The sequence below is a fragment of the Corallococcus exiguus genome, assembly GCF_009909105.1.
In the GTDB taxonomy this organism is placed as follows: domain Bacteria; phylum Myxococcota; class Myxococcia; order Myxococcales; family Myxococcaceae; genus Corallococcus; species Corallococcus exiguus.
The window spans coordinates 60,365-83,640 of record NZ_JAAAPK010000008.1; the positions used below are offsets into that span (position 1 = coordinate 60,365).

19 protein-coding genes are annotated in these 23,276 nt (G+C 70.4%); 9 read left to right on the forward strand and 10 right to left on the reverse strand.

Annotation, left to right across the window (positions count from 1 at the left end; translation table 11 throughout):
- Positions 1–10: 10 nt before the first annotated feature.
- Entirely contained in the window at positions 11–1,750 is a 1,740-nt protein-coding gene (locus GTZ93_RS26625) for a ClpX C4-type zinc finger protein (RefSeq protein ID WP_139918491.1), read from the forward strand.
- Positions 1,747–2,832, forward strand: a complete 1,086-nt coding sequence (gene lipB, locus GTZ93_RS26630) for a lipoyl(octanoyl) transferase LipB (protein WP_139918489.1) — start codon at positions 1,747–1,749, stop codon at positions 2,830–2,832. Before GTZ93_RS26625 ends, lipB begins: the two co-directional genes overlap by 4 nt.
- 6 nt (positions 2,833–2,838) lie before the next feature.
- On the opposite strand, the gene GTZ93_RS26635 is transcribed toward lipB, so the two are convergent.
- The 3 genes from GTZ93_RS26635 to GTZ93_RS26645 all read right to left on the reverse strand — a co-directional run bounded on the left by GTZ93_RS26635 (position 2,839) and on the right by GTZ93_RS26645 (position 5,706).
- A complete protein-coding gene (locus GTZ93_RS26635) occupies positions 2,839–3,645 on the reverse strand; it encodes an MBL fold metallo-hydrolase (RefSeq protein ID WP_120577806.1) in 807 nt (268 codons plus the stop codon).
- A 34-nt stretch (positions 3,646–3,679) separates the two neighbouring features.
- Positions 3,680–4,354 carry a GTP cyclohydrolase II gene (gene ribA / locus GTZ93_RS26640; RefSeq protein WP_121753638.1) on the reverse strand — a complete coding sequence of 225 codons (675 nt, stop codon included), beginning with the start codon at positions 4,352–4,354 and terminating at the stop codon, positions 3,680–3,682.
- 122 nt (positions 4,355–4,476) lie between these two features.
- Complete coding sequence (locus tag GTZ93_RS26645) at positions 4,477–5,706, reverse strand: molybdopterin molybdotransferase MoeA (protein WP_139918487.1); 1,230 nt, start codon at positions 5,704–5,706, stop codon at positions 4,477–4,479.
- A 162-nt stretch (positions 5,707–5,868) separates the two neighbouring features.
- On the opposite strand from GTZ93_RS26645, the gene GTZ93_RS26650 reads away from it, so the two are divergent.
- From GTZ93_RS26650 to GTZ93_RS26660, 3 genes are all read left to right on the forward strand, one after another.
- Positions 5,869–7,269 (forward strand): protease inhibitor I42 family protein, encoded by a 1,401-nt coding sequence (locus GTZ93_RS26650; RefSeq protein WP_139918485.1) that lies wholly within the window; start codon positions 5,869–5,871, stop codon positions 7,267–7,269.
- A gap of 127 nt (positions 7,270–7,396) precedes the next feature.
- Positions 7,397–10,546: a ribonuclease R gene (rnr, locus tag GTZ93_RS26655; protein ID WP_139918483.1), complete on the forward strand. Its 3,150-nt coding sequence runs from the start codon at positions 7,397–7,399 to the stop codon at positions 10,544–10,546.
- A gap of 51 nt (positions 10,547–10,597) precedes the next feature.
- The gene (locus GTZ93_RS26660) at positions 10,598–10,816 is read left to right on the forward strand and encodes a DUF3185 family protein (protein WP_180946065.1); all 219 of its coding nucleotides are present in this window, start codon (positions 10,598–10,600) and stop codon (positions 10,814–10,816) included.
- 21 nt (positions 10,817–10,837) lie between these two features.
- On the opposite strand, the gene GTZ93_RS26665 is transcribed toward GTZ93_RS26660, so the two are convergent.
- The 4 genes from GTZ93_RS26665 to GTZ93_RS26680 form a co-directional block, all read right to left on the reverse strand.
- Positions 10,838–11,677, reverse strand: coding sequence for a tetratricopeptide repeat protein (locus GTZ93_RS26665; RefSeq protein ID WP_121753633.1), 840 nt, complete (start codon positions 11,675–11,677; stop codon positions 10,838–10,840).
- A 143-nt stretch (positions 11,678–11,820) separates the two neighbouring features.
- Positions 11,821–12,756 carry a FecCD family ABC transporter permease gene (locus GTZ93_RS26670; protein ID WP_139918482.1) on the reverse strand — a complete coding sequence of 312 codons (936 nt, stop codon included), beginning with the start codon at positions 12,754–12,756 and terminating at the stop codon, positions 11,821–11,823.
- Positions 12,753–13,547: an ABC transporter ATP-binding protein gene (locus GTZ93_RS26675; protein ID WP_139918480.1), complete on the reverse strand. Its 795-nt coding sequence runs from the start codon at positions 13,545–13,547 to the stop codon at positions 12,753–12,755. The genes GTZ93_RS26670 and GTZ93_RS26675 overlap by 4 nt, the downstream gene beginning before the upstream one ends.
- Positions 13,544–14,413, reverse strand: a complete 870-nt coding sequence (locus tag GTZ93_RS26680) for an ABC transporter substrate-binding protein (protein ID WP_139918478.1) — start codon at positions 14,411–14,413, stop codon at positions 13,544–13,546. Before GTZ93_RS26680 ends, GTZ93_RS26675 begins: the two co-directional genes overlap by 4 nt.
- A 102-nt stretch (positions 14,414–14,515) precedes the next feature.
- Between GTZ93_RS26680 and GTZ93_RS26685 the strand changes: the two genes are divergently transcribed.
- Positions 14,516–15,724, forward strand: coding sequence for a polysaccharide deacetylase family protein (locus GTZ93_RS26685; RefSeq protein WP_139918476.1), 1,209 nt, complete (start codon positions 14,516–14,518; stop codon positions 15,722–15,724).
- A gap of 61 nt (positions 15,725–15,785) precedes the next feature.
- Here the strand turns inward: GTZ93_RS26685 and GTZ93_RS26690 are convergent, their stop codons facing one another.
- Positions 15,786–17,144 carry a glycoside hydrolase family 16 protein gene (locus tag GTZ93_RS26690; protein ID WP_139918474.1) on the reverse strand — a complete coding sequence of 453 codons (1,359 nt, stop codon included), beginning with the start codon at positions 17,142–17,144 and terminating at the stop codon, positions 15,786–15,788.
- 73 nt (positions 17,145–17,217) lie between these two features.
- Complete coding sequence (locus GTZ93_RS26695; protein WP_139918472.1) at positions 17,218–18,210, reverse strand: aldo/keto reductase; 993 nt, start codon at positions 18,208–18,210, stop codon at positions 17,218–17,220.
- 158 nt (positions 18,211–18,368) lie between these two features.
- Here GTZ93_RS26695 and GTZ93_RS26700 point away from each other — a divergent pair, with 158 nt between their 5' ends.
- The 3 genes from GTZ93_RS26700 to GTZ93_RS26710 all read left to right on the forward strand — a co-directional run bounded on the left by GTZ93_RS26700 (position 18,369) and on the right by GTZ93_RS26710 (position 22,571).
- Complete coding sequence (locus GTZ93_RS26700) at positions 18,369–19,415, forward strand: ABC transporter substrate-binding protein (protein ID WP_139918470.1); 1,047 nt, start codon at positions 18,369–18,371, stop codon at positions 19,413–19,415.
- Between the two features lie 463 nt (positions 19,416–19,878).
- Positions 19,879–21,537 carry an ABC transporter permease gene (locus GTZ93_RS26705; RefSeq protein ID WP_161663083.1) on the forward strand — a complete coding sequence of 553 codons (1,659 nt, stop codon included), beginning with the start codon at positions 19,879–19,881 and terminating at the stop codon, positions 21,535–21,537.
- Positions 21,537–22,571, forward strand: coding sequence for an ABC transporter ATP-binding protein (locus GTZ93_RS26710; protein ID WP_167548418.1), 1,035 nt, complete (start codon positions 21,537–21,539; stop codon positions 22,569–22,571). Before GTZ93_RS26705 ends, GTZ93_RS26710 begins: the two co-directional genes overlap by 1 nt.
- Positions 22,572–22,574: 3 nt before the next feature.
- Here the strand turns inward: GTZ93_RS26710 and GTZ93_RS26715 are convergent, their stop codons facing one another.
- Complete coding sequence (locus tag GTZ93_RS26715; protein ID WP_139921375.1) at positions 22,575–23,186, reverse strand: pyridoxamine 5'-phosphate oxidase family protein; 612 nt, start codon at positions 23,184–23,186, stop codon at positions 22,575–22,577.
- Positions 23,187–23,276 lie beyond the last annotated feature (90 nt).

A 23,276-nucleotide genomic window follows, 5' to 3' on the forward strand; every position in this document is an offset into this window, starting at 1 on the left:
GGCATCCGCGATGGCCGACAATCCCCGTGAGTTGATCCGCGCCGCGCAGACCGCCGAGCTCCAGGGGGACCGCGCGCGAGCGGCGCAGTGTCTGGAGCAGGCCGCCGCGCTGTACCAGAAGTCCGGGCACACCTCGCGCGCCTCGCAGTTGTTGCGGCAGGCGCGCCAGATGAAGGCCCGCGCCCCGGACGTCAGCCCGGCCTTCACCGCGGCGATGACGGGCAACAAGGACGCGGTGGCCTTCCGCGCGGTGAGCTGGGGCGACGCCGTCTCCGACGCGTTCAACGACAAGGCGGACGCCGTGGCGCACACGCTGGACGACTCCACCGGCTCGGAGCTGCCCACCGAACCCGGCCTGCCCCGGCTCGCTGGAAGGATCGCCGCCATCGGTGCGCCGTCCCCGGCCGAGGCCCTCACTCCGCATCAGGGGACCGCCGCTGCGAGCCCAGCCGCCGTTCCCGAGGGAACCGCTGGTAGCGATGCCGGTGGCCCGCGAGCTTCGTTCGAAGACGCGGAGGCCACCGCTTCTGGCGGGGGGCCGCGTTCGGCTGCGAATCGCGATGCTTCGCCGCCGTCAGCGGAGGGAGCCGCCTCGGCTGAGTCGCGGCCCCTGTCCGGTCGGACGCAGGCCGTCAGTCCGAGCGGCCAGCGCAATGCCCCTGACGACGACGTCGTCGTCCCGGGCGGAATGCTCCTGCCTCCGGAAGAGGACGAGCTCGATCCCGCGACCGGCCTGCTGCGCGCCTCGGGCGCCGAGGACCCCGTCGTTCCCGGAGGCCTCCTGCGGCCGCCGGACGAGGACACCTCGCCCGTGCACGCCGAGCCTACGCGGAGCCGTCGGCGCGAGAAGCGCATCATCGAGCGGGGCCCGACCCGCGCGGACCCGGCCCTGGACGCATGGTGCTCGTTCTGCTGCCGGCCCCGAGGCGAGGTCGGCGACCTGGTGGCGGGCCCGGCGGGCGCGTTCATCTGCAAGGGCTGCCTGGGCGAATCCCAGGGCCTGCTGGGCGACGTCGTCGCTCCGTCTCCCGTGCGCAAGCCGGTGGTGGAGGAGCCGCGCGCGGGGGCCGTGGAGATGGTGGGCCACGACGAGGTGAAGACCCTGCTGGAGCGCACGGTCCAGGCGGGCGCGCGCTGCCTGCTGCTCGTGGGCCCGGAGGGCTGCGGCAAGAGCCTCTTCTTCCAGACGCTCCAGCGGCGCGGCCAGGGCGTGCTCGCGTCCGTGGACGCACTGGAGTCCACCCCGGGCACGGAGCCGCTCCTCGTGGAGGACGTGGACCGCCTGGAGCCCCGGGCCCAGGCCGCGTTGACGGCGTTCCTCGCGAACCGCCCGGCGCGCGCGGTGGTGATGAGTGCTCGTGGCGCCGTGTCATCGCTGGGCCTGTGGGTGCGAGGGGAGGGCGGCAGCCTGCCCGTCCCCACCACCGCGGGCATGATTGAAGCCGTGCAGGGCACCGTGCCGGTGTCCCTCCTGGAGCGCGTGCAGGTGCTGCTCCCGGTGCGCCGCCCGACAGTGCCGGAGCTGGTCGAAGTGGCCCGCCGCACCCTGGCCCTGCGCCAGCCGGCGGTCACCCTGACGGACGAAGTCCTGGGGGCGTTCGCCGCCGAAGCGGTCCGCTCTCCACGCGCGGGGCATGAGCTCCAGGCGCTCCTGTCGCGCGTCTACGCGGGCAGCTGGAGCCTGGAAGCGGCCCAGACGCCCGCCGCGCCATCCCACAACCCACGAGGGGGGCGAAAGGGATCACCATGAACACGCTCACCGTCTTCCGCCTGGGCCGGGTGGAGTACGAGGACGGACTGAAGCTGATGCACCTGTTCGGCGAGGCCCGTCTTCAGGAGCGCATCGGGGACTCGCTGCTGCTGCTGGAGCACCCGCCCGTCCTCACGCTGGGCCGCGCCGCGAAGCGCGAGAACATCACCGCCACGGACGCGCGCCTCGCGGAAGAGGGCGTGGAGGTGTTCGACACCAACCGCGGCGGCGACGTCACCTACCACGGCCCCGGACAGGTGGTGGGCTACCCCATCCTCCTGTTGCCACCGGAGCGCCGCGACGTGCGCCGCTATGTGCGCGACGTGGAGCGCGGCCTCATCCAGACGCTCGCGACCTTCGGTCTCACCGCCGGCGCCATCCCCAAGTGGCCGGGCGTGTGGCTGGGCCAGGAGGGCTCGCAGGACGCGCGGAAGATTGGCGCCATTGGCGTGCACCTGTCGCGCTGGCTCACCACGCACGGCTTCGCGCTCAACGTGAACACGAACCTGGAGCACTTCCAGCACATCGTCCCGTGCGGCATCCGCGAAGCGGGCGTCACGTCCATGCAGCGCGAGCTGGGCCACCCCGTGTCCGTCCCGGACGTGGAGGAGGTACTCGCGCGCGAGTTCACCCAGGTCTTCGATGCCCAACGCGTGGACGGCACGGTGGACCTGCGCACGGTGAGCGTCGCCGTGATGCACGGCCGGGGGCCCGAGGCTCGCGTGCTGCTCCTGCGCCGGACGCCGGAGCGCGGTGGCTTCTGGCAGACGGTGACGGGGCGCCTGGAGCCGGGCGAGTCCCCCGTGGAGGCCGCCCGCCGCGAGGTGACGGAGGAGACGGGCCTCCGGCTCCCCGTGGTGGACCTGGCCTACCGCCACGCGTTCGCGCTGGGGGAAGTGCTGCCGCCGAAGCTGGTGGAGGAGCACGGCTTCGCGGTGCACGCCGCGCCGGACACCCAGGTGCGCCTGGGCCCGGAGCACGACGCCTTCGAGTGGGTGGACGTGCCCACGGCGCTCGCGCGGCTGCCCTTCCGGGGCCTGCGCGAGACGGTGACCCGGGCGCTCAAGACGCCCGGGCCGTGACAGCCTCTACAGCTTGATGACCATCGCCTCTTTCGCGGCGATGGCGTCCTTGCGGTGCTTGCGCACCTCGCGCAGCAGCTTGTCCATGCTCGCGTCGTCGCGGCCCGGGTCGTGGTGGAAGAGCACCAGCTGCTTCACCCCACTGGCGTCCGCCGCGCGCACCGCCGCTTCCCAGGTGGAGTGGCCCCAGCCCGTGCGGACCCGGTACTCGTCCTCCGTGTACATGGAGTCGTAGATCAGCGCGTCCGCGCCCCGCGCGAAGTCGAAGAGCTTCGCGTCCAGCGCCGTGCCGTGCTCCACGTCCGTCGCGTACACCAGCGAGCGCCCGCCGAAGTCCACCCGGTAGCCCACGTTGCCGCCGGGATGGTTCAGCTCCAGCGTGCGCACCGTGGCCTTGCCCACCGGGATGTCCTCGCCCACCACCACGTCCCGGTACGCCAGGCGCGTGCGGAACACCTCCTCCGCCGTCACCGGGAAGTAGGGGTGCACCATCTGCCCGGCCAGGATCTGCTTGAGCGACTTGCCGTCCCGAGGTGACCCGTACAGCGTCACGTCGTTCGCCGGAGAGAACATCGGCGAGAAGAACGGCAGGCCCTGCAGGTGGTCGTAGTGGTAGTGCGAGATGAAGATGGACGCCTTGACGGGCTTTCGCGTCGCCACCAGCGCATCTCCCAGCCCGCGCGCTCCAGAGCCCAGGTCGAAGATGAGCAGCTCATCTCCACAGCGGACCTCCACGCACGGCGTGTTGCCGCCGTAGCGCTTCGTCGCCGGACCTGGCGCGGGGATGGAACCGCGCACCCCCCAGAAGCGCACCTCGAAGCGCGCGGTGCTCCGCCGGGCCGGGCGCTCAGCCGGCCTTGGCTTCCGTGTCGTCGTCCTCCGCGAAGAGCTCAATCAGGTGCCCCGTACGCTCGCGCTTCGTCTTCAAATAGTCGACGTTATGCGGATTGTGCTCGGTCCGGGAAGGGATTCGGCGCCGAACCGCAACGCCTTCCTCCACCAGCCCGGCGATCTTCAGCGGATTGTTGGTGATCAGGTCCACCGACCGCACATCCAACGACCGCAGCATTTCCGCAGCGATGTCGTACGAGCGCAAGTCATCCGCGAAGCCCAGCTGGCGATTGGCCTCGTAGGTGTCCAGGCCCTTGGACTGCAGGGCGTAGGCCTTGATCTTGTTGCCCAGGCCGATACCCCGGCCCTCCTGGCGCAGGTAGAGCACCACGCCCAGTCCGTTCTGGGTCACGAAGTCCAGCGCCCGGTCCAGCTGCTCGCGGCAGTCGCACTTGAGGCTGCCGAAGACTTCGCTCGTGAGGCACTCGGAGTGGATGCGCACCGGCACCCCCTCCAGCCCCTTGGGCTCGCCCACCACCAGCGCCACGTGCTCGCGGCCGTTCCGCTTGTCGCGGAAGACGATGGTCTTCAGCACCCCGCGGGCCGTGGGCACGTCCGCCTCCGAGTACCGCTCCAGGTGCTGGGTCGGCTTTCGGGTCGGCAGGACCTGGGGTGAGCGCGTGTCGGACATGGTAGGTCGTCTCCCAGAGGGGGGCCGTTACTTCTCGCCCCCCTGGATGCAAGTCAAGGTGACACCCCGATGGGTGTGGTGAAACCCGCCTGTTTGGATGCGGCGGACGTGGACTGCGTTGCTCAAGCGACCCACGAGAGGGGGAGCAGCTCCACATGGGAGCCATCAGCCAGGCTGTTGGTTTCTCGGGGGAAGTGAAGCAAATGTGTGGCTGCCGCAGCTGAACGCAGGGCACCCGACGTCTGAGTCCCCAGGGGTTTTGCCCACAGCTCGCCCGCCCGCCAGGTGGCCGTGACGCGCACAAAGTGAGCAAGCCCCGGGGCCTTGGAGAGCCGTCCCTCCAGGCGGCCGGCGACGCGGGGTGGCTCCACGTCCGAGTGCCCCAGGAGCCGGCGCAGGGCGGGGCGCACGAAGAGCTCGAAGGTCACCAGGGAGGACGTGGGGTTGCCGGGCAGGCCCATGAACAGGGTGGAGCCGCGCTGGCCCACCACCAGCGGCTTGCCGGGCTTGATGGCCACGCGCCAGAAGCGCTGCTCCACGCCCAGGGCCCCCAGGGCGTCCTTCACGAAGTCGTGGTCGCCCACGGAGACGCCGGCGCTGGTGAGCACCACGTCGAAGCCCTCGGCGCGCGCCAGGGCCTCCTGGACGGCCTGGCGCGTGTCCCGGGCGATGCCCAGGAGCGTGGGCACGCCGCCCGCGCGCCGCACCGCCAGGGCCAGGGCGGGGGCGTTGATGTCCACGATGCCGTCGCCGGGGGGCTCGTCCACGCGGCACAGCTCGTCGCCGGTGGACAGCACCGCCACGCGCGGCCGGCGGGGCACCGGCACCGTGCCCTGGCCCTGCGCCCACAGGAGCCCCAGCTCCGGGATGCCCAGGGGCGTGCCGCGCCGCAGCAAGACGTCGCCTTCCTTCGCGTCCTCGCCCCGGGGGCGAACGAAGTTCCCCGGCCCCACGGCCTCCAGGAGCTCCACGGCGTCCGGTTCGCCCGGAACGGGGCGGGTGCGCTCGCGCATCACCACCGCGTCCGCGCCGGGGGGCAGGGGGGCCCCGGTCATGATTCGAGCGCACGTGCCGGGGACGACCTCCCGGGTGGGGCGCCTGCCGGCGAACACCGTCTCGCCCACCGTCAGCCGCACGGGCAGGGGGCCCGCCAGGTCCCGGGCCTGGACCGCGAAGCCGTCCATGGCGGAGTTGTCCCAGGGGGGCAGGGTGCGGCGGGCGGGGACGTCCTCGGCCAGCGCGCGGCCCAGGGCGTCATCCCCGGGCACCCACTCGGTGGCCAGCGGCGTGCACAGCCCGAGGATCCGCGCTCGGGCCTCCTCCACCGGCAGCAATTCGGGGGTGTCACTCATGCTGTTTTCCCACCCAAAGTCCGTGGGAAAATCAAGTGTTAGTTTGACAGCCCAGCTGATCATCGTTACAAGCAATCGTGATCGCGAGGCTCGCGTCCAACAGCAGGGGCGTCCCGCCAACCCGTTGATAGCACACGGGAAATTTCCAAGGAGACAGCGTCGATGGCCAAGCCCAAGTCCGGGGCGAAGAAGCCGACTCCCGCTGCAAAAGCCGGTGCGAAGCCTGCCGCGAAGAAGGACAACGCGGCCCGCCTGGATCTGATCAGGAACGCCTCGAAGAAGGTGGCGACGGCCGCGACGAAGGTCGTCAAGGCGGTGGCTGAAGGGGCGAAGGGAAAGGTCGCGGCGGCGAAGAAGGCGGTGGCGGAGAAGGTGGAGAAGGCCCCCGCGGCCGCCAAGAAGGCGGCGGCCAAGGCCGCTCCCCCTGCTCCCACGACGCCTCCCGCGAAGGCCGGCAAAACCGCGCCCGCCGCGAAGACCGCGCCCGCCGCCCCTCCCGGGAAGAAGGGTGCCGGGAAGGCGGGAGGCAAGGCCCCGTCGGTCGTCCCCGCCGGTCCTCCCGTGGAGAAGCCGCGTCCGCGCGCGACGAAGCTTCCGCCCGTGGGCGAGCCGCTCACGAAGCGTGAGATGGAGCAGCTGCTCACCGCCGGCGAGGGCCGCGGCGTGACGGGCGAGGGCAGCCTCAAGGGCCGGCTCGTCCTCAGCGGCGAGATGCCCCACCTGGTCGTCGTGGGCCGCGACAAGCGCGAGCTGACGTTCCTGTTGCAGGGACCGGATCAGGAAGTGCTGCCGGCCTACGTGGACCACAAGGTCTCCGTGAGCGGCCTCATCAAGAAGACGACCAACCACAGCGGCGTGGTGGAGGTACGCAAGTACTCCGCCAAGAAGCCCGAGGTGGAAGAGGTCGCGCCGGCTCCGTCGGATTCAGAGCCGAAGCTGCGCTACCTGTCGCCCGGCGAGGTCTCCATGGCCGTCGCCGCGGGCATGGGCGCCGGCATCAAGGGCTTCGCCAGCATCCGGGGCAACCTGGAGATGATGGGCGAGGACTTCGTGCTCGTCGTGTCCAACGGCGGCACGCGCCAGCAGGTGTCCTTCGCCATCGAGGGCAAGGCCGCGGTGAAGAGCCTGCGCAAGCACGTGGGGCAGACGCTCCAGGTGACGGGCGTGGTGGACAAGACGTCCGGCTGGGGTGGCCGCATCACCGCGGAGACGGTGGAGCCGCGTCCGTCCGAGGCGCGCTCGGTGTCTCGCGACGAGATGGAGCTGGTGCACATCGAGGGCGAGGTGCCCACGTCCGTGGACGTGAAGCTCAACCACGGCCTCACGGTGCGCCTGCAGGAGCAGCCCGGCGCCACCTGGGCCATCGAGCCGACGCTGGCCAAGCGCGTGGGTCTGCGCGAGGCCAACTTCGAGCAGGGCGCCGCCGGCGGCCCCGCCACCCGCGAGTTCTTCTTCACGCCGCGCAACCCCGGCAACTTCGAAGTGGAGTTCTTCCTCGCCAAGGCGTTCACGCCGGGTGTGGTGGAGCGCTCCTTCAAGATCAGCGTCACCGTCAAGCCCTGACGGCTTGGGCGCACGGGCCCTCCCTGGACCGCAAGGTCTGCCAGGGAGGGCGAATGGGAGCCGGGGGGTTCCCGCCCGCACCCTTCGGGCTTACCCGTTCCCTCAGCGGCCTTGCCGCATCCCCACCGTGAGCCTCTCCCAAGATCACATCCGACAGCTGCTCGCTGAAGCCGATCACCCCCTGGGCGTGAAGGAGCTCCTTCGCGTCGCGGGGATGAATCCCGGCCAGCAGACCGAGCTCAAGCGCGCCCTGCGTGAACTGGTGCGCGCGGGCACCATCGTCAAGGACGGCAAGCGCTTCCGCCTGGAAGGCCCTCGCGTGCCCCGCGCGCCCGAGGCCAGCTCCGAATCGCGCCGGGACGCCTCCACGCCCCCCTTCAAGAAGCGGGGCCCCGCCCCGGGCAGCGGACGCGAGGAGCGCCGCGGCGGCTTCCGCGACGACCGTCCGGGCTTCCGTGGCGGCGGCGACGTCCGGCGCTCGCTGCAGCGTGGCTTCCGGGAAGACCGCTTCGAGGACTCCGGGCAGCCCGCGGTGGAGGGCATCCTCCACATGCACCGGGACGGCTTCGGCTTCGTGCACCCGGTGTCGGGCGAGGGCGAGAACATCTTCCTGCCGCCCGGCGAGGCGCAGCGGGCGCTCGACAACGACCGCGTCATCGTGGAGGTGGCGGGACGGCCGGGCCGGTTCGAGGGCCGGCTGGTGCGTGTCATCAACCGGCGGCGTGAGCTGGCCGTGGGCACGTACGTGGCGCAGGGCCGGCACTCGCTGGTGATGACCACGGACACGAGCCTGCCGGGGCCCATCCGCGTGCCGCCGACGCAGATGGCGCGCGACGGCGACCTGGTGAAGGTCCGGTTGGGCGTGGGCGCGGACCTGCTGGAGCCCGGGCAGGGGCTGTTCGGTGAGGTGGCCGGTTCGCTGGGACGGCCGGGCGACCCGAGCGCGGAGGTGCTGGGGTCCGCCTTCGCCCATGGCTTCTCCGACGAGTTCCCGCCGGAGGTGATGGACGAGGCGGACGCGTTCGCGGTGAAGGTCACCGAAGCGGAGGCCACGGAGGGCAACCGCCGCGACCTGCGCTCGATGCCGCTCATCACCATCGACGGCGAGGACGCGCGCGACTTCGACGACGCCGTGTACGCGGAGCCCCAGGCCGGAGGCTGGCGGCTGGTGGTGGCCATCGCGGACGTGTCGCACTACGTGAAGGAGCGCAGCGCGCTGGACGCGGAGGCGCTCAACCGCGCGACGTCCGTGTACCTGCCGGACCGCGTGCTGCCGATGTTGCCGGAGCGGCTGTCCAACGGCATCTGCTCGCTGCGCCCGGACGAAGACCGGCTGTGCATGGTGGCGGACATGACGTTCGACCGCCACGGCCAGCGGCGTACGCACGAGCTGTACCCGGCGGTGATGCGCAGCGTGGCGCGCTGCACGTACAACGAGGTGCAGGATGTCCTGGACGGCAAGGACGTGCCGCACCGCAACTTCCTCAAGCCCCAGTTCGAGCAGTTGATGGCGCTGGCGCGCGCGCTGATGGGCATGCGCAAGGCGCGAGGCGCCATCGACTTCGACGTGCCGGAGCACAAGGTGCTGCTGGGCGAGGATGGCCTGCCGCAGCGCATGGAGAAGCGCGAGCGCAAGGACAGCCACCGGCTCATCGAGGAGTGCATGCTGGCCGCCAACGAGGCGGTAGCCACGTACTTCCAGGACGAGGGCCTGCCCACGGTGTACCGGTTCCACGGCGAGCCGGATCCGCAGAAGCTGGCGGCGTTCGCGGTGCTGGCGGAGGCGTACGGCTTCCAGCTCGACGTGGAGGACGGCGTTTCGTCCAAGGAGCTGGACGCGTTCATCACCCAGCTGCAGGGGCACCCGGAGCAGCGGGCGCTGAACCAGCTGCTCCTGCGCTCCATGATGCAGGCCGTGTACACGGCGACGCGCGTGGGCCACTACGGCCTGGCGGCGGAGAACTACCTTCACTTCACGTCGCCCATCCGGCGCTATCCCGACCTGCTGGTGCACCGCGTCCTGAAGGCGGTGTGGGCGCGCAAGGGCAAGAAGCCCTCGGAAGCGCAGCTGGACCGCGAGGAGGAGCGGCTGGAGGGCATGGCGCAGCAGTGCTCGGAGCGCGAGCGCGCGGCCATGACGGTGGAGCGCGAGGTGGTGGCGTTCTACGCGGCCCTGATGATGAAGGACCGCGTGGGCGAGGAGTTCGACGCGACCGTGGCGGGCATCGCCGAGTTCGGCTTCTTCGTGGAGCTGGACGAGGTCCACGTCGAGGGCCTGGTGAAGGCGGAGTCGCTGGGGCCGGGCTCCAAGCTGGACAAGCGCACGCACTCGCTCGTGTATTCGAATGGCCGGCGCGTGCGCGTGGGGCAGAAGCTGCGCGTGCGGCTGCTGTCCGCGAACACGACGTCGCGGAAGATCGACTTCGAGGCGCTCCAGTTCGCGGACGAGGCCCCGCTCCAGCGGACCCCCGGAGCGAGTCCCGCGCCGCGCCGGCGCGAATACGTGAACGAAGCGCCGGGCCGTCACAAGGGCGGCAGGCCCGGACGCGGCGAGCGCGAGGCCGCGAAGACGGGCCGCACGCCGTCGCGCAAGCCCGCCGGGGCGGACGAGGCCACGGACGCGGAGCAGTGGCGGTCGCTCGGCGAGTCGGAGGAGACGCCGTTCGGAGTGAAGAAGGCGTGGGCGCCGCCCACTCCCGAGGACGCCGCCACGGTGGAGGCCGCGACGGTCTCCGGCTATGGCGATGAAGTCCTGGGAGAAGCGCCGGCCGCGTCGCGTCCGCGAGGACGTTTCAGCCGGGAAGGGCGCCGCGAAGAGGCCGCGCCCGCTCGCGCCACGTCCCGCTACCTGCGGTCCCGCACGGAAGAGGCCCCCGCGCCGAAGGCGGAGCCCGCCACTCCGGCCAAGGGCAAGCGCAAGGTCATCCGTCCCTCGCTCCCCGTGGTCGAGGAAGGCGACGAGGCCGGTACCTCCTCCGAGGCTCAGGTGCCTCGCGAGGCCTTCACTCCGCCCGCTATCGAATCCGACGACAGCGCCCCAGCCGCTTCACCGCACCCGGGCTTCGACCGGATCCGCGCGCTGGCCGCGCAGCGGGGTCAGCTCTCCACGGAGGCGGCTCCGGGCCGCGCGGGCGCGTCCAAGAAGGTCCGCAAGGCAGCCTCTGGCGCGAGCGCGAAGGCGAAGCCCTCGAAGAAGTCCGCGCCTACGAAGGCCGGCGGCTCGAAGGGCGCGAGCCAGAAGCAGGGGCGAGGCGCCCCAGGCAAGCGCAAGCGCTGAACGCGGGGCCGGAACTTCCGGCCACGCAGCCGTTCCACTCAAGGAGGCCGTGTGGGTGCTGTGCGAATCGTGGGATTGATGCTCGCGGTGGCGGGCGGAGTGCTGCTGTTCACCGGGCTCAAGGCGCGGGACTCGCTCTCGGAGCGCGCCACCGAGCTCATCACCGGCCGCAACACCGAGCAGACCACGCTCTACGTCGCGGGCGGCGGCGCCGCGCTCGTGGGCGGCGTGCTGCTGGCCCTCTTCGGGGGAGGACGAGGCCGACGTTAGGCCCCGTCCCCTCCACCGGGACTACTTGGTGGCGCCAGAGGCCTGAGCGGCCTTGGCGCGCTTGGTCGCCTCGCTGAACTGCTTGGTCGCCTCGGTGGCCTGGGCCGTCAGCTCCTCGATGCGCTTGGCGTGCGCGGCGGAGCTCGCCTTGGCGGCGGCGACGCGCTCCGCGGCAGTCGGATCCACCACGGGCTTCTTGCCCTTCTCCGGCTTGGGCGGCGTGGCGGCCTCGACGGCCTCCTGATCGGCGGCCTGCATCATGGCCTTCTCATGCTCGATGTACTTGAACATCACGACGCGCTTGTTCAGGTACGGGTTGGGCAGGTCCGGGTTGATGGCGATGACCTGATCATACGTCTTCAGCGCGAGTTCCAGCTCCGCGGGGACCGCGGGCGCGGACATGGAGCGGGCGCCACCGCGCTGCGAGTGCACCTCCGCGATCCAGCCGAGCGCGTCGGTGTCCTTCGGGTTGATCTTCAGGCACTCCTCGAAATACTGCTTCGCCTTGTCCAGCGGGCCGCTCTTCGCGTACATCGCCGCGACGTTGCGGTAGACGTCGGCCTTCTCAGCGGGCGTCTTCGCGTAGTCCACCAGCTTCAGCGCGGCCTGCGCGGCTTCCTCCGTCTGGCCCGCCTGCATGTGCGCGAAGGCCTTCTTCTCCCAGACCTTCTCCTGGTTCGGGTCGATCTTCAGCGACTCCTCGTACTCCTTCACCGCCTCCGCGTAGTTCTTGTCGGCGAGGAAGTTGGTGCCCTTGACCCGGTGCTCCTTGGCCTTCTCTTCCTTCTCATCGGCGCAGCCGAAGGAACCGCCCAGGGTCAGCACACCCAGCATCAAACCCACGCTACCCAGCCGCTTCATGCCCAAAGCCTTTCGTGAAGTTCCAGGGGGCACGTCCCAGCCGGGGGCCCCACGTGGCGCGGAATATACCCGAACTCGCCTCGGGTACCCCTCGTCCTGAAGGCGGGGCTGTGCTCTCCGGGGGCCCTGTCCGGCAGGGCGCTTCAGGAGCGTGCGCGCGCGAGCAGGGAGACGAGCAGGGGTGCGCCCAGGGCGGCCGTCACCACTCCCACGGGCAATTCACGCCCGGGGAGGATCAACCGCGCCGACGCATCGCACAACGCGAGGAACGCGGCCCCCACCACCACGGACCCGGGCAGCAGCACCCGGCGACTCACACCGAGCGTCCGGCGCACCAGGTGCGGGACGATGAGCTCCACGAAGGCGATGGGGCCGCACCACGCCACGCAGGCGGCGACGCCCAGCGCTCCCAGGCCAATGGCCACCGTGCGCACGCGGCGGACGGGGACACCCTGGGACTCGGCGTGCTCCTCGCCGGCGATGAAGACCTCCAGCGCGCGGGTGAGGGCGAGCAGCCCCACGATGGTGACGGCCGCGAACGGGGTGAGGAGCCGCACGCCCGAGTAGCCCACCTGCGGCAGGTGGCCGAGCGACCAGCGCATGGCGGCCATGAGCTCTGCGGAGTCCGCGGTGAACTGCAAGCCAGTGGAGATGGCGCCCGCCGCCATGGAGCACGCGATGCCTGCGAGCACCACGTCGTTCATCCGCACGCGGCGGCCCGCGGCGATGGCGGCCACCACCAGGCTGACGCCGAGCGCCCCCATGAAGGCCGCGGCGGTGATGATCGGCAGTCCACCCGGCGCGAGCCGCGCCCCCAGGATGATGGCCACCAGCGCGCCCAGGGTCGCCCCCGCGGTGGTGCCCACGGTGCTGGGCGCGGCCAAAGGGTTCGCGAATAGGGACTGATACACCGCGCCCACCAGCGACAGCGTGCCGCCCACCAGCATGGCCATCAGCGTGCGGGGCACGCGCAGCTGCCAGAAGACGAAGTCCACCGAGTCCGGGGAAAGCCCCGGGCCAATGAACGGCGCCACCGCGCACGCGGCCACGCAGACCCCCACGAGGACCCAGGCCTTCACGAGGCGCCTCCGCTCCGGGGCAGGCCCACGAAGACGCGATGGCCTTCAACGGATGTCCCGTGCATGCGAACGCCGAACAGCTCGCCCAGCTGTTCGCCCAGGTCGGGGGCGTCGTGGTTCCGCTCGAAGGCCACGCGGCCCTGGAACAGGCCCACGACGCGGGGAGCGCGCGTGCCTGGAGCGTGGGCGTGCGAGATCACGTTGATGTCGTGGGTGACGCAGAGGATGCCGCGCCCCGCGCGCCAGAGGTGGCCCATGCGCGTGTACAGCTCCAGCTGCTGCGCGGGGTCCAGGAAGTTGGCGGGCTCGTCCAGCAACACCAGCGGGGTCTCCTGCGCGAGCAGCCCGGCGACCGCCACTCGCTGCCGCTCACCGCCGGACAGCTCCGTGATGGGGCGCAGGGCGAAGGACTGGGCGCCTGCTTCCGCCAGAGCCTGGTGTGCAGCTGTCTCGGAGGCCCGGCGGGATTCGGGGAAGCGGTAGCGCGCGGAGACGACCTGCTCCAGCGCGGTGATGGGTTCCGCTGCTTCCAGCCGCTGGGGCAGCCACGCGAGCCTTGCCGCACGTTCCCGGGGGGCGAGGCCCGATACGTCCTGCCCGTCCACGAACACATGCCCGGCGTCCGGACGCAGCAGGCCCAGCGCCACGCGCAGGAGCGTGGACTTGCCCGCGCCGTTGGGCCCGACGATGGCCACGAAGTCACCGGGGGCCACGCGCAGGGACACGCTGTCCAGGAGCGTCCGCCCCCGAGCCCGCACCGTCACCGCGTCCAGCGTCAGCCCGGCCGTCATCGTGCGGAGGGCAGGGTGCCCAGGGCGGCGCGGAGCCGCTCGACGACATCGAGGATGGCGGGCCCGGTGGACTGCACGTCGGGCCCGATGACCAGCCGCACCCGGTCCTCCCGCGCCGCGCGCAGGCCGGTGAGCTGCTTCCACGGAGCGAGGAGCTGCGCCTGCTTCGCGGCATCCAGGGCCGGCGCGCTGATCAGCACCAGCACCGCGTCCGGATCCAGCGCGATGACACCCTCCAGCGACAGGTTGGGCGGCCCCGTGACGTCCTCCGCGACGGCGTTGCGAGCCCCCGCCGCCTCCAGCGCGGCGCCGTGCAGCGACGCGCGCTTCATGTACCAGACCTCCGACAGCGTGCCCGCCGTGTCGCCCAGCACCAGCAATACGCGTGGAGCATCCTTCGGAGCGGGGCGAGACAGCGTCTGGCTCAGCTTCTCCGCGAGCACCTCGGCCTGGGGCTCTCGGCCGCTCAGCCGGCCCAGCTCCTTCACGCTGCCGACGACCTCCTGGAGCGACGTCCACGGCAGCACCTTCAGCGGCGCGAGCGCGGAGAGCGCCTCCGCGGGGGCCTGCTTCACCTGTTGATCCACGAGCAGCGTGGGCTTGAGCTTCGCGATGGCCTCGAAGTTCGGCGCGAACGTGGTGCCCACCTTGGGCAGGGCGGGCGTGCCTTGGGGCAGGGCGGTGTAGTCGGACACGCCCACGATCTCCGCGCCAGCCCCAAGGGCGAACAACGTCTCCGTGACGGAGGGCGACAGCGAGACGATCCGCCGCGCCTGGGCTTCCGGAGCGGGGGGCGCGGGACGCTGGCAGCCCGCCGCGAGCGCGAGCACCACGCACAGCAGGGAGGGGAGGCGGAAGAGACTCATGGGCGGGCCGACTTCTAGCACGCGCGTGACGGACGGGTGTCCGGGAAGCGGTGTCTGGGTTTCGCTTATCCTGGGAACTCCTCACAGAGGGAATACCCGGACATGACCTGGATGAATTGGACGTCCCGCGCGCTTTGCGCCGCGGCGCTGCTTTGCACTTCCTCGGCCTTTGCCGCGTCGCCGTTCGCGGAAGGGATGATCTCCATCACGTTGGATGACGGCTGGAGCACGCAGTACACGCTGGCGCGGCCGGCGCTGAAGTCGCGGAACATCCCCGCGACGTACTACCTGGTCACCGACGCGGTGGCGCAGGGATGGGGCGGCTATATGAGCCTCGCGCAGGTGCAGACGCTCAAGGCGGAGGGCAATGAAATCGCCAGCCACACGCGCACGCACGCGGACCTCACGTCGCTGACGCCCGCGCAGCTGACGTCGGAACTGCACGACTCGCGCACGTGGCTGCAGACGAACGTGGGGGCGATGTGCGGCAAGGATTTCGCGTCACCCTACGGCGCGTACAACGCGACGGTGATGACGGCGCTGAAGACAGAGTACGCCAGCCACCGCACCATCAACGCGGGCCGCAACTTCAAGGACACGGTCATCTACGAACTGCGCGCCAACGACGTGTCGAGCGCGGTGACGGTGGCGCAGGTGAAGGGGTGGATCAACCAGGCCATCGCGGAGAAGAGCTGGCTCATCATCCTCTTCCACGAGTTCACCAGCAGCGCGCCCACGCGCGAGACGCAGTACCGGACGACGAACTTCACGAACATCCTCAACTACGTGCAGTCCACGGGTATCCGCACGGTGACGGTGGAGCAGGGACTCGCGCTGACGGACGGTCTTACTGAGGCGCCGCCGTCGGTGGGCACGGTGGTCTACGACGACGCGATGGGCAGCGGCTTCCAGAACTGGAGCTGGGCGACGCACGACCTGGACCAGTCCGTCACGGTGCACTCGGGATCCACGGCGGTCAGCTTCGAGCCGGACTACTGGGAGGCGCTGATGTTCCACCACTCGGGGTTGGATCTGTCGCTGTACCAGTCCATCGACCTCTGGGTGCACGGAGGCACGACGGGTGGACAGCAGGTGCGGCTGGCGCTCTACAACGGCAGCACGCCGCTGGGCAGCATGAGCCTGGAGACGGCGCTGGGGCACCCCATCTCGGCGGGGACCTGGCAGAAGGTCTCCATCCCGCTCAGCGCCCTGGGCGCGACGTCCGGCACGGTGGATGACTTCTACGTGATGGACGAATCGGGATCGGATCAGGGCACGCTGTACATGGACGACTTCGTGCTCGTGCCGTAAGTCGCGGCGCCACTGCGCGCGCCGGTGCCAGCTCCGGCGCGCGCGTGAAGGCAATCAGGGCCTACAGCTTGATCAGCTCCACGTCATCCATGTGGATGAAGTTGGAGCCGTTGTGGGCCGGCGACTTGCTGTGCAGGCCGAACTCCAGGTAGCCGTTGGTGACGTTGATGGCGGGCGTCTCCAGCAGCGTGTAGTTGCCGTAGGTGCCAAGGTTGGTGATGGCCGGAGCGCAATCACCGCAGTTCTTCACCTGGAAGCGCGCGAAGTCGAACGTGCCTCCCTTGCGGAACCAGGCGCGCAGCTTGTAATTGCCGGACGCCAGACCGGACTTCGTCTGGTACGTCCACGCCTCGTACGCCGCCGCGGACGTCCACTGCGTCAGGTGGAAGCTGCCCGAGTGCCCGCCGTTGTACGTCTCCGAGAACGCCGCCGTGCCCGTGCCATTCGGGCTCCAGGTGGTCCAGCCCGTCATGCCGTTCTCGAAGCCCGGGTTGGTCAGCCCCAGCGACTGCGAGCCGCCCGGCTGGTACCAGCGCACCCACTCCACCTCCATCGTCTTCTTCGCGCCCCAGGCCAGGTCGATGGAGGCGGGCGCTGGGTTTCCGTACCAGACGCCGCCGAGCGCCAGGTTCAGGATGAGGTAGTGGTTCTGCTGGAACTCCGACTCGTTGTGGTTGAACGTCGCCGTGGACACGAAGTCCTTGTCCAGGCGGAACACGATGGTGTTCGCGTTCCACTCCACTTCGTACGTGTGGAAGTCCTGCGACAGGTCCACGCCACGGCTCGCGCCCGTGCCCCAGTCCGCGTTGCCGCCGTTGTGCCAGTGCAGCGCCGACTTCATCCACGTGGGCTCCGTGGACTTCCACTCCAGGATGTCGATCTCCCCCGCGGCCGGCCAGCCCGCGCTCTGGATGTTCGAGCCCAGCGTCCAGAACGCCGGCCACATGCCGTAGCCCGGCGGAACCTTGATGCTCGCGACGATCTTCCCGTAGCGCCCCTCCACCTTGCCCTTGGTGTGGATGCGGCCGGAATAGAACGACCGGTACTGCCCCGCGCAGCGCGAGTCCGTGGGATTGTCCGCCGTGCGCTCCGCCGAGATGATCAGCTTGCCGTTGGCCACCGCCACGTTCTGCGCGCGCGGGAACTCCAGCTCACCCGTGCCGAAGTTGCAGTTGTTGGTCACCGGATCCCAGTTGCTCGTCAGCACGTTCCACGCGCCCGTGTTCAGCGTCGTGCCCGTGAAGTCGTCCTGCCACGACAGCGACCACCCCGAGCCCGGGTCGTACGCACGCTCGCCCTGCTGCGTCTGGCCGTAACCCTCCGCCTCCACCGGGGCGGCGGCTTCCGGCTCGGGAGAACAGCCGGAGAGGGTGGTCAGGAGTCCTGCGGCGACGAGGCCTGCTCGAAAAGGGCGGTGCATGAATGCTCCGGGGTAGGGGGAGCATTCATATTTGCCGGTTTTAACGCGTCTTGCCAGGAAGTCTGGAAGCGCCTCAGCCGAGCCACTGGGGATTCTGGACGGTTCCGTCGAAGTGGTGGCTCGTCTTGTACTTCTCGTAGGCGCCGTCCTGGGCAGCGTCCTTCGTCCTGGCGAGCAGGGCCTGGACGTCCTTTTCGCTCAGGGGCTTGAAGGTGCGCGCCGCGGTCAGCGCCTGCTGCAGGCGCTCCTGCGAATCGATGCCGGTGATGACGACGCTGACGGGCAGGGACAGGTTGTAGCGGAGGCACTCGGGAGCGGTGACGGTCTTGCTGTCCAGGATGAACGGGTCGCCCATGCACTTCATGGCGAGCACGCCGATGCCCTCCTTCACGAGCACGGGCAGCACGCGTTTCTCGAAGCTGTTGAAGTGGGCGTCCATCACGTTGAGGGGCAGTTGGACGGTGTCGAAGCGGAAGCCGTGCTTCTTCGCGGTCTCCAGCATCTTCAGGTGGATGTCCGGGGACTTGTGGCCGGTGAAACCCAGGAAGCGCGCCTTGCCTGCCTTCTGCGCGTCCTTCATCGCCTCGATGGCGCCGCCTTCGGCGAAGGCTCGGTCGGGGTCGTTGTCTCGGATGACTTCGTGGAGCTGGAGCAGGTCCAGGTGGTCCGTCTGGAGGCGCTGGAGCGATTCATCGATCTGCTTCGCGGCGGTCTTCTTGTCGCGGCCGTCGACCTTCGTCATCAGGAAGGCCTTGGCGCGGTAGCCGTCGCGCAGCGCCTTGCCCATGCGCTCCTCGCTCTTGCCGTCGTTGTAGTCCCAGCAGTTGTCCAGGAAGTTGATGCCCTGGTCCAACGCGCCACGGATGAGCGCGATGCTCTCCGACTCCTCCTTCTGCTTGCCGATGTGGAAGCCCCCGAGCCCGATGCACGAAACCTCCTGGCCGGTGCGGCCCAGCTTGCGGCGAGGCACGGCGGACGCGTTCTTCGCCTTCTTGGGCGAAGCCCCGAGCACGGGCGGGGCAACCATCAGCGACAGCGTCGCGGCGAGGAATTCCTTCCGGGTCATGCGCGGGCGTCCTTCTTCCAGAGGGCAGGCAGCGTCTGGGAGGCCGACGTTGGGACCGGGCGACGCCCGGGACAACGGGCGCGAGGGTCGAATGTGCAGGAGCCACCGCTGCGGAGTGCGTGTGCAGGGCGGGCGTGTGCCGCATAATCGACACCCGCATGCGCATTCCCCTCCTTGTGCGGCGCGTGGGTCCGCTCCTCGCGCTGATCCTCCTGGCCGCGTGCCGCATCGAATCCGCCGCACCGTCGGGAGGCGCCGTCGTGGCGCAGGCCTCGACTCCGTCCGGAGAGGTGTGGGTCTACACGTCGATGTACCGGCACGTGCTGGATGCGCTGGATCCCTTGCTCAAGGAGCGGCTGCCCGGCGTGCAGGTGCACTGGTACCAGGCGGGCAGTGAGAAGGTGGCCAGCCGGCTGGAGGCGGAGCGGGCCGCGGGCGCGGTGCGAGCGGACGTGCTGATGACGTCGGATCCGTTCCTCTACGAGCGGTTGGCGCGGGATGGCGCGTTCCTGCGCTACGCGTCCGTGAACGCGCTGCGCATTCCGCGAACGCTGCTGGACCTGGACGCGAGGTACGCAGCGGTGCGGCTGTCCACGATGGTGCTGGTGCACCGCGTGGGCGCGGGCGATGCGCCGAGGTCGTTCGCGGCGCTGGTGGATGGAAGCTGGAAGGGACGGGTGGCCATTGGGGATCCACTCACGTCGGGCACCGCGTTCACGTGGGCGGTGTTTCTGCACGCGCGGCGCGGAGACGCCTACTTCGCCGGGTTGAGGGAGCGGGGCGCGGTGGTGGCGGGTGGCAACGCGGCGGTGCTCCAGAAGGTGGAGAGCGGCGAGGTCGACGCTGGCGTGCTGCTGCTGGAGAACGCGCTGACGGCGAAGGCGAAGGGCAGTCCCATCGAAGTCATCTGGCCGGAGGACGGCGCGGTGGTCATCCCGGGACCGGTGGGACTGTTCGCGTCGACTCGCAATCCGGTGGCGGCGAAGGCGCTGGTGGACGTGCTGCTGTCTCCCGAGGGCCAGCGCATCATCGTGGAGAAGGGGGACATGCACGCCGTGGACCCGCGCCTGAGCGGCCCGCGCGGAGAGTCCGGCGTGGACGGATTGCTGAGCCGCGCGCAGCCCTGGACGCCCGAGCTGCTGGAGCAGGGGCTGCTGCACGGCGGCGACATCAAGGAAGCCTTCAGCCGGGCGTTCGCGCGATGAGTCAGGAACGCCCCTGCGGAGGACGGGAGAGGGCCTCCGCCGGAGCGGCGCGCTCAAAACCTGTCCGACAGTCGGACAGGTTCTCGCTGCCCTGTTGGGAAGGGAGCACCTCCGTCCTGGCTGAGGATGCAGCCAGGACGATGGGGAGCGACAGCGGGAAGCCGTCAGCACGCGGGGTCCCCGGCGGCTGTCCAAACCTGTCGGACAGCCGGACAGGTTCGCTCGATAGGCCAAACCTGTCGGACAGTCGGACAGGTTCGCTCGGTAGTCCAAACCAGTCGGACAGTCGGACAGGCTCGAGCGGTGGCCCAGGCTTGTCCGACAGTCGGACAGGTTTTTTCAGTGGGCCGCCGTCGGGGCGCCTCTTCAGGATTCTTCCTTTCTCATCCGCTTGGATTGGCGGCCTGTCCGAAGGACTGGCGTACCGCAAGCACCAGCACGTGAGCCTTGATGGGGGCGCGCGATGAGGGGGCGGTGGATTGCGTTGGCCTTGTGGCTCGTGCCGCTGCTGCTCTTCGCGGTGATTCCGGTCGTGGCGCTCCTGGTGCGGGGCGTGGGTGCGGCGACGGGGGGATTGGGTTCGGTGCTCGCGGCGGAGTCCGGGGCGTTGGTGAACACGCTGGGCATTTCGCTGGGCGCGACGGCGTGGGCGCTGTGCCTGGGGGCTCCGCTGGCCTTCCTCCTGTTCCGCACGGACCTGCCCCTGCGTGGCGCGTTCACCGTGCTGTTCACGCTGCCGTCCGCCATCCCCGCGTTCATCTGGGGCATGGGGTGGCTGTCGCTCGCGAGCCCTCGTGCCGGCTACCTGAACCGCATGCTGGGCGCGGACGTGTTCGACCTCTATGGCGCGGCGGGCATCGCGTTCGTGGAGGGACTCTCGGGCCTGCCGCTGGTGCTGCTCGCGGGGGCGGCGGCGCTGCGGCGCGTGGATCCGGCTCTGGAAGAAGCGGCCCGGGTGTGTGGCGCCTCGCCGCTTCGCGCCGTGCTGAACACCACCGCTCCCCTGGTGATGCCCGCGCTGTTGTCGGGCGCGGTGATGGTGTTCCTCATGGCAGCATCGTCCTTCGGCGTGCCGTATCTGCTGGGCGTTTCGGCGTCTCCGCCCACCCGCGTCCTCACCACGCGCATCTATGAACTGGTGCTGCTGGGCAGCGAGGAGGGATTGCCTCGTGCGTCAGTGCTCGCGTCGTTCCTCCTGCTGCTTACGCCGCTGGCGCTGGGACTGACCTGGGTGCTGGGCCGAAGCGGACGGGTGCGATTGAGCGCGGGGAAGGGCGTGTCTCCTCGCGTGCTCGCGTTGGGCACGTGGCGGACCGCCGCGCTCGCCGGAGTGGGCCTCGTGGGCGGGGTGCTGGTGGTCCTGCCCCTGGCGGCCATCCTGCTCACTTCGCTGCAACGCAGCTTCGGCGCGGCGCTGACCTGGGACGCGCTGACGCTGTCGCACTGGTCTGGCGTGCTGTGGGACGCGCGTACGCTGCGGGCCACGGGGCGCAGTGTGCTGCTCGCCGCGGGGGCGGGCCTGCTGGTGGTGGGGTTGGGCCTTGCAGGTGCGCTCCTTCGGCGAGCCTTTCGTCGTGGCGGCGCGGCCGTGGAGGCGATGGCGGTGTGGCCCTTCGCGGTGCCGGGCACGGTGCTGGCGCTCGCGCTGCTGGTGGCGTTCTCTCGGGACTGGCGGCTGGTGGTGCTGGACCGCGTGGCGTTCGTGCTGGCGCTGGCGCATACGCCGTGGCTGATGCTCGTGGGCTACGTGGGGAAGTACCTGGCGCTCGGCGAACGCAACAGCTCCGAGGCCCTGGCCCAGGTGGATCCTTCGCTCGCGGAGGCCGCGCGCGTCGGCGGTGCCGGGCCCGTGCGGGCGTTCGTGGACGCGACGCTGCCATTGCTGCGGCCCGCGCTCGTGGTGGCGTTCGTGCTCGCGTTCCTCGCGTGCGCCACGGAGATCACGCTGTCCGTGCTGCTGGTGCCCGCGGGCTCCGAGGTCCTGGGCACGCTGCTGTTCGAGTTGCAGAGCTACGCGGACCCGGCCGCCGCGGCCGTGCTCGCTTGCGCGTTCGTGGTGCTGGTGGTCGCGGGACAGGCCGTGCTGGCGTGGGCCAGGCGTCGAGTTCCGGAGGTGCGGTGATGGCGGCCATCGTCCTGGAGGACCTGGTCAAGGCTTACGGCGGGACGCCCGTGGTGCGTGGCTTGAGCCTTCAAGTAGGGCAGGGCGAGCTGGTGTCCCTGCTGGGCCCTTCTGGATGCGGGAAGACGACGACGCTGCGGATGCTCGCGGGGTTGGAGCATCCGGACGCGGGCGTCATCCGCCTGGGGGATGAAGTGGTCGCTGCACCCGGTGTGCGCGTTCCTCCCGAGAAGCGCGGCCTGGGCATGGTGTTCCAGAGCTACGCCATCTGGCCGCATCGCAGCGTCGAAGCGAACGTCGCCTATCCCCTGTCGCTCCGGAAGGTGCCACGCCACGAGGTGGCTTCCCGCGTGCGCGAGGCCCTGCGCTGGGTGCGGCTGGAGGCCTATGCGGCGCGGATGCCGCACGAACTGTCCGGCGGACAGTTGCAGCGCGTGGCGCTCGCGCGGGCGTTGGTGGCAGGGCCTCGCGTGCTGCTGCTGGACGAGCCCCTTTCCAACCTGGACGCGGCCCTGCGCGAGGAGTTGCGCGCGGAGATCGCCGCACTGCGAGCCCGGCTGGGCACGACGCTCGTGTTCGTCACGCACGACCAGGGCGAAGCGCTGGCCTTGTCGGACCGCATCGCCGTGATGAACCGGGGCGTCATCGAACAGGTGGACACTCCGGAGCGGCTGTACCGGGAACCGGCGACTCCGTTCGTCGCGGGCTTCGTCGGAGGCGCGAACGTGCTGCGGGGCGAGGTGCGCGCGGGCGCCTTCCACTGTGCGGGCGCGGAGACCTCGTTCGACCTGCCCATGGACGCGAAGCCCGGGCCGGGGACGCTGGTCGTGCGTCCAGAGGATCTGGAGCTGGGGGAGACTGGAACGCCGCTGGTGCTCTCCGCTCGTCTGTTTCTGGGGCACGCGGCGGAGTACCGCTTCCCGGTGGGGGATGCGTTCCTGCGCGTCATCGGGCCGGCGCTGGAGGGCGTGCGCGCCGGTCAGACGCTCCGGGTGCGCGTGCGCAAGGCCACGGTGTTCGACGCGGGCGCCTGAGGCTCAGTACAGCGTCGTCTTCACCCGGGCTGGCAGCTCACGGTCGTACTCGCCTCCGTCGAAGTCTTCCGGGCTCAGCGCTTCGAGGATGGATCCGGGGCTCGGGAATTCGGCACGGGGGACTTGCCGGGCCGGGTCCCAGAGCCCGGAGCGGATCAAGGCGCGACTGCACTGGAAGTAGACCGTCTCCACGAAGATGCGCAGCACGGAGCGGGGCTGTTTCCCCTCGAAGGTGAAGCGCTCCAGCAGCGACGGCTCGATGACGATGCTCGCCCGCCCGTTGACGCGCAGGGTTTCGTTCACGCCCGGGACGAAGAACAGCAGCGCGACGCGCGGATCCGCCACGATGTTCCGCAGCGAGTCCATGCGGTTGTTGCCCCGGCGGTCGGGCAAGAGCAGCGTGCGCGCGTCCTCGATGACCACGAACCCGGCGGGGTCTCCTCGCGGCGAGGCATCCAGCCCTTCAGGGCCGGACGTGGCGAGCACCATGAACGGTGAGCGTTCGATGAAGGGTCGGTACGCCGGGTGGAGGTGGTCCACCTCCTTGAGCACGGACGACTTCCCAGGAACCCCGTACAGGCGTTCGAGCGTCTCCACATCGTTCACGGTCTTCATCCGGGGGCGCCTCCCGGGGCCTTTTTAGGCATTTAAAATGGCCATGTCACACGCGGCACCGGCTGCGTCGTCCTGGGGATGGAAGGGCAC